Source organism: Mesorhizobium sp. M0028, assembly GCF_040323855.1.
In the GTDB taxonomy this organism is placed as follows: Bacteria; Pseudomonadota; Alphaproteobacteria; order Rhizobiales; family Rhizobiaceae; genus Mesorhizobium.
Window position 1 is genome coordinate 1 of record NZ_JAMYVG010000055.1, and the last position, 595, is coordinate 595.

The 595-nt window shown below is 62.2% G+C and carries 1 protein-coding gene; it reads right to left on the reverse strand.

Going from position 1 to position 595, the window contains the following annotated elements; all coding sequences use genetic code 11:
- Positions 1 to 584: IS5 family transposase (locus NKJ93_RS33530; protein ID WP_352593653.1), on the reverse strand; the 584-nt coding region annotated here is incomplete at its 3' end.
- Between the last annotated feature and the right edge of the window lie 11 nt (positions 585 to 595).

Consider the following 595-nt stretch of genomic DNA (forward strand, 5'->3'; position numbering starts at 1 on the left):
CAGATCAAGGTGTCAGCCACGACCGTGTCGTTGACGTTGGCTGGTGTGGTGATCACCGTGCGGATCAGGCCAGAGCCCTCATCCACCCCGACATGAGCCTTGTAGCCGAAGGTGAAGCCGCCCTTGCCCTGCCGCGCGGTAATGCGGGCATCTGGATCCTTCGACGGCCGCTCAAGCGTCGGCGGTGACGAGACCGCATTGATCAGCGTGGCATCCAGCATCGTGCCACGCTTCAGGATCACGCCGGCCTTCTCCAACTGCCGGTCCAGTTCGCCAAACAACTTATCGAGCAGACCTTCGCCGACAAGCAGATTGCGAAAGCGCGAAAGCACCGTGTGATCGGGAATGCTCTCCTCCAGCCCGAGCCCGGCAAAGCGCCGGAACGACAGCCGGTCGCCAAGCGCCTCTTCCAACTCACGGTCCGAAAGCCCGTAGAGCGATTGCAACAAAAGCGCCTTGAACAGGACCAGCGGTGGCCAAGCCGCCCGACCCGGACCGCCATCACGCAGCGGGTTGAGCAGTTTCTCAAACCGATACCACTTCACAAGACCCGACAATCGGTCGAGCGGCGAAGTGCCGCCCACAAGCTTGGTGC